At 51.0% G+C, this 5,391-nt stretch carries 3 protein-coding genes; all 3 read right to left on the reverse strand.

The features are described 5' to 3' along the window. Positions 1-567 precede the first annotated feature (567 nt). The 3 genes from Q0418_RS04835 to Q0418_RS04845 are packed head-to-tail and all read right to left on the reverse strand — an operon-like array spanning position 568 to position 5,057. Complete coding sequence (locus tag Q0418_RS04835) at positions 568-3,354, reverse strand: glycoside hydrolase family 3 protein (RefSeq protein ID WP_298482766.1); 2,787 nt, start codon at positions 3,352-3,354, stop codon at positions 568-570. Positions 3,355-3,380: 26 nt separating this feature from the next. Continuing rightward, complete coding sequence (tadA, locus tag Q0418_RS04840) at positions 3,381-3,884, reverse strand: tRNA adenosine(34) deaminase TadA (RefSeq protein WP_298482768.1); 504 nt, start codon at positions 3,882-3,884, stop codon at positions 3,381-3,383. Next, positions 3,885-5,057 (reverse strand): type II CAAX prenyl endopeptidase Rce1 family protein, encoded by a 1,173-nt coding sequence (locus Q0418_RS04845; protein ID WP_298482770.1) that lies wholly within the window; start codon positions 5,055-5,057, stop codon positions 3,885-3,887. Positions 5,058-5,391 lie beyond the last annotated feature (334 nt).

The following is a 5,391-nucleotide window of genomic DNA, read 5'->3' on the forward strand; positions in this document are numbered from 1 at the left end:
AAAAATCTGACGGCGCATCTGACGCACAATCTTTGTGCGGTATTGCCTTGACAAAACAGATGTCACGTGGTATAATAAAATTAACCACAAAAGAGAGTATGTCCATACGGACACACAAAAAACAAAAGCCCCGGAGCTGCAACTCCGGGGCTTTTGCCTTATCCAAAAAGATAAGGTATAGTGGGTTACTTGTCAGACTTATGTCATTTGTCTAACCACTTGCAAATGCAGTAACCAACTACACGTGCCATGACACCGACTACAAAAGAGAATATGTATTCCATACGGTCACCTCCCTCCTTGCGGAAGAAGCCGACAATAAATACATTGGCAACACCGCACAAAGAGCGCCTAGCGGCTTTGCACGTCATATGCTTGCATATTTTCCGTCATATTTCACAAAAATGCTCGTGAATACACAAAGTATTCACTCCGCTTTTTGTTTCATCTGACGGCGCATCTGACGCACAATCTTTGTGCGGTATTGCCCATTGTATCACATAAAGTGGTAATTGTCAATTTTTTCTGTCACAGCACACAGGATAATCGCCTTAGAATCCCTATACTTTACCCCAACTGTATCCGATACAAACAAGCCATACCCTTTATCTCCAGACGCAGATCAGCCTGTCCGGAAAACGGTTTCAGCGAAATGGGATACCCCCGGAAATCATCCATGCAGCGTGCCGGCAGGAGCTCCGCCTTACCCAATTCCTCCTCGCCGGCAAACACCGTTACAACTGCTTTGCCGCATGGTGCAGCTGCCCACAGTTCCGCCTTGGTGTATCCTGCAAATGCCGCATCTGCAAAGGTAAAGGAACCACCCCACTCATTGGTACAGCCATACCAGTCATTTTCCTTCATGGAATACGCCAGCCGGGTCATCATGCCAGCCTTGCCATCATAATTTTTCACACAAACCGGCTGGGACAGGTCTCTGGGCGGAACGCTTTCTCCCGGAATATCCACCTCAGTCTCCAGCCGGATATCCGCTGACGATGCACCTGCAAAGAACCGATATCTTCCCTGCTCCACCATCATTTTTTCCCGTGTCACATCATAGCATTCCAGAGCATACCATGGCACAAAAATCGTCACCGGCACAGCCGTCCCGGCAGGTACCGGCACACGCTGGAAACCACACAGCTGTCGATTCGGACGCTTCATGTGGGATGCAAGTGCACGGAAATACAGCTGCACTACCTCATCGCCGTCCCGCTCCGAGGTATTTTCCACCGTTAAACGGAATAATACACCCTCCGGCTTTACCTCTGCGGTCAGATCACGGTACACAAAAGTGGAATAGGACAGCCCATGGCCAAAGGGGTACAAGGGTTCTACTGTGTCATATAAATAAGTGCGCTCCGCCTCAATGATGTCATATTCCATGATATCGGGCAGATCCTGCGCCGTTTTATACCAGGTAATAGGACAGCGTGCCGCCGGATTATTTTTTCCCAGAAGCGTATCCGCCACTGCATTGCCCAGTTCTGCCCCGGCGTGGGTGGTATACAAAATCGCCGGCAAGAGGGACTGCGCTTCACCCAGGGCATAGGGATAGCTGGAAACCACAGTGAGCACTGTGTTGGGATTTGCCGCCTGTACGGCACGGAGCAGTTTCTTCTGATGTGCCGGCAGTTCCAGATCAGGACGGTCATAGCACTCCCGTGCCACCTGCATGGGATGGTTGCCCAGGCAGAGAATCACCACATCTGCTTCCTTCGCTAATGCAGCTGCACGTGCTGCGCCATCCTCTGCTATCACGATCCGGAACAGCCGGTCTGCCGCCGGACGTCCGGATTTCACTGCTCCCAGCGTACCATCTGCCCGAACAGCCACATCCATGGGGATATCGTGCCAGCTGCGGAACCGTACCCCATCGCCGTAGGGTTCCGGGCGCAGCCATTCCCTGATGAACCACTCATAGGGCGTTTCACTTGTGGCACGATAAGCGCCGTCCTCAATGACATAGCGGTCATTGCAGCAGGCACGCAGATTCACGCTGCCGAAATCCCAGTCGTGATACCGGAAGCGTTCCCGTTCTCCCAGCTGTTCCCCATCGGCACAGATGGTGCCGTCCTCTGCCACAGAGAGGAACTTTCCGTTCTGTACCGACTGCACACCGACAATATCATAGCCATCATCGAAGAGCACCTGTTCTGCACCCAGGCGTTCCCGAAGCGCATCCACAATATGCACTGCATAGGATGCCGTACCCGTGTACCAATCCCGATAATTCTCCGCACCCAGAGGGCCAATAACAGCGACTTTTGCGCCCGATTTCAGATGCAAGGGCAGAATACCATCGTTGTGCAGCAGGCACATCTGCTCCTTGGCGGCACACTGGTTCACTGCACGGTGAATGATGGTATCCGTTTCCGCCGGTTCGGTGTTATAGGGGCATTTGTCGCCATCGAATTCTCCCAGCCGGAACCGACCCAGCATGGAATCCCCCACAGCACGGTCAATATCCGCTTCGGTGATTAGCCCACGATCCAGTGCATCTCTGGCAGCAGCGGCAACCATTTCCGTATCGTCAGTCATAACGTCATTGCCGTTTTTGAGACAGGCTGCCAGGGCTTCGGCATGGGTGGTATGAGAACGGTGCGCCAGGACATTCTGGGAAAAATCCGCACCATCTGTCACCACGAATCCCAGCTTCCACTGGTCTTTCACCACATTTTTCAGATCCGGGTTCATACATGCAGGAACACCGTTCAATTCATTATAGGCGGTCATCATAGAACCAGCACCGCCCCGGACAATAGATGCTTCAAAGGCACGATAATAGTATTCGTGCAAGGTTCGTGGCGTCACATTGGCAGAACAGCGATCCCGCTGTTTTTCATTGTTGTTGGCGCAGAAGTGCTTGAGAGTAGGGATGGTGCGGCGGTACACCAGATCATTGCCAGCCATACCCTGGGTATATGCTGTAGTCATTTCCCCGATGAGGAACGGATCCTCACCATAGCCCTCTTCGGTGCGTCCCCATCTGGGGTCACGTTCCGGGTCAACGGTCGGGCCCCAGAGCATAAGGTGACTCTTGGGGTCTTTCCGGTGGAAATAACGTGCTTCTTCCCCGGCGATCTCTCCCAGCTGTTCCATGAGATTGGGGTCAAAGGTTGACGCCAGACCGATGGGCTGGGGAAACACAGTGGAATATTCCCCCGGTTCTCTGGAAACATAGCCTCGTGCCACCTCTGTGCCGATGTACCACTCTCCCACACCCAGCCGTTCCACCGGCATCTGATGGGTGGAAAGCAAGTAGATTTTTTCTTCCATGGTCAGCCGGGACAGCAGATCCCGGACACGCGCTTCCATGGAGAGCGATGTATTCTGAAATGGATAAGTCATTGTATTCTCCTTATTCTATTTTTGTTTCAGAGCGTATCGTGAAGTTCACTACGTTTTTCCCGTTTCCTCGTCCGCAGTTCCCGAAAAAAATCCCGGAGCACCTGTGCGCATTCCTCCTGCATCAGTCCCTCCAGCACTTCCGGCTTCCAGTTATAGGGCAAAGCGAACATTTCCTGCACAGAGCGCACGGCACCACCCTTTGGGTCACGTGTACCGAACACAACCTGATCCAGCCGGGCATGTAATATGGCACCAGCGCACATAGGGCACGGTTCCAGCGTGACATAAAGTGCACTGTCCACCAGCCGCCATCCTCCAAGGGTACGGCTTGCCTCCTGAATTGCCAGAATTTCCGCATGTGCCAACGGCGAACGGTCTGTCTCACGCCGGTTGTATCCCTCTCCCACAATGCGTCCCGTGGGCTTGTGTACAACAACAGCGCCCACAGGCACCTCGCCCATGGACGCTGCCAGAGCTGCAAGCTCCAGTGCACGCTCCATATATCGTTGTTCCGGTACAAACTCTGTCACTTAGAGCACCACCTCGACTAACATCAGAATAGCACACAGACAAAAGATTATGGTCAGCGGACCAAAATGCAGCAGTGTCTGGAGCCGTTCCCGAAATGTAAGAAAGTGCTTCTGGGGCAGGAGTGCCGGGCTCTTCTCAGTGGGACGAATGACAGTAACACAGAGAATCAAACCTGTCAGAAGTACAGCCGCCATCAGAAGTGGACGGTATGAATACAGGCTCCCATCCGGCGAAATTTCCAGGTAAAAAAACGAAAACAATAGTATGTGACACACCAATTGATCCACGATCCCTGCCAGAAGTGAACCGCTTCGCAGTACAGCAATTCCGGTCACAATGGACATAGAAAGTTCCATGAGTATTGTCACATGACTGTGTGCAGCACAGACTGCCAGCATTGCCGTCAGGAATATGGCATACCAGTCACCGAACTGCCGCAGCACGTGGAGTATTTCCCCATGAAACATAACTTCTTTCAGAATGCTCACCATAAGCAGTTCAAATATCAGATAAATTGCCTGATATACCGGCCGCATATAAGAAACCGTATAGTATGCGTCCCCCAGCGTGCTGAAGCTCAGCAAATTTGACGACGAGAACAGAAGCCAGATATTCACCACAGCAAACACAATAAATTCTATTGCCAGAGATGCCGGGATCTCCCGTGGTTCCTCCGGTCTCAGGCGATATGCCACCCGGCGCGGCATCCGGAAGGAAAAGTGGAACACCAATATGGGCACCAGATATTTCAGCAGGGTTTTCAGCATGAGAATGATCAGCACCGCTGTCTGATTGCCATACACCGTACCATCACTGTAGCAATAGCCCACATCCAGCCCCATAAGCTGTGCCACACCCATCAGAACCGCTGTCAGCATATTTTCAATCAGCAAATAGTAAAGCATTGCCATGCCCAGCACCACATTGATGCGAAGCATGGTATTCCGTTCTTCCACTGCCGGGTCGATGTCGTGATAGCCTTTTCCTTCCACATAGACCACTTCTTTTTCCCGCTTTCGACAGTGGAATGCATATTCATTTGTCTCATCATTCCGCCAGGCACGGAACAATGTATTATATTCCTCGGATACCGTACTGTAGTTGGAATCTGCGACCACATCTACTGTATCCGACTTTTGGGTCTGTATATTCTTTCCGTCTGTTTTTTTCATTGCATCACGCTCCCCCAAGCGTCATCCATGTTTTCAATAAACTCTGTCCTTCCTTTTCCATGCGGCGTCCGCATCACCGGATTCCTCTTCCGGTCTCTCATTTTTTCATTGATCATGCTGTACAAGAATGGTGCAACACTTTTTTCTATTATAACACATGCCAATTCTCGGTGGTTTATTGAAGTAAAAATAATATCATCTGACTTTTTTAAACTTCCATTTTGCATGTATATATAAGATAAATGATTATATTTATCTTAGTTTAAGCCGATTTGTAACGTAAGGCAATACCGCACAAAGATTGTGCGTCAGATGCGCCGTCAGATTTTTCGTC

The sequence above is a fragment of the uncultured Ruminococcus sp. genome (assembly GCF_937915125.1).
Lineage (GTDB): Bacteria > Bacillota > Clostridia > Oscillospirales > Ruminococcaceae > Ruminococcus_C.

Bases quoted from the DNA above. Each gene is read 5' to 3' on its own strand.
- Q0418_RS04835 (WP_298482766.1), bottom strand. From the start codon at position 3,354: ATGACTTATCCATTTCAGAATACATCGCTCTCCATGGAAGCGCGTGTC.
- Q0418_RS04845 (WP_298482770.1), bottom strand. From the start codon at position 5,057: ATGAAAAAAACAGACGGAAAGAATATACAGACCCAAAAGTCGGATACA.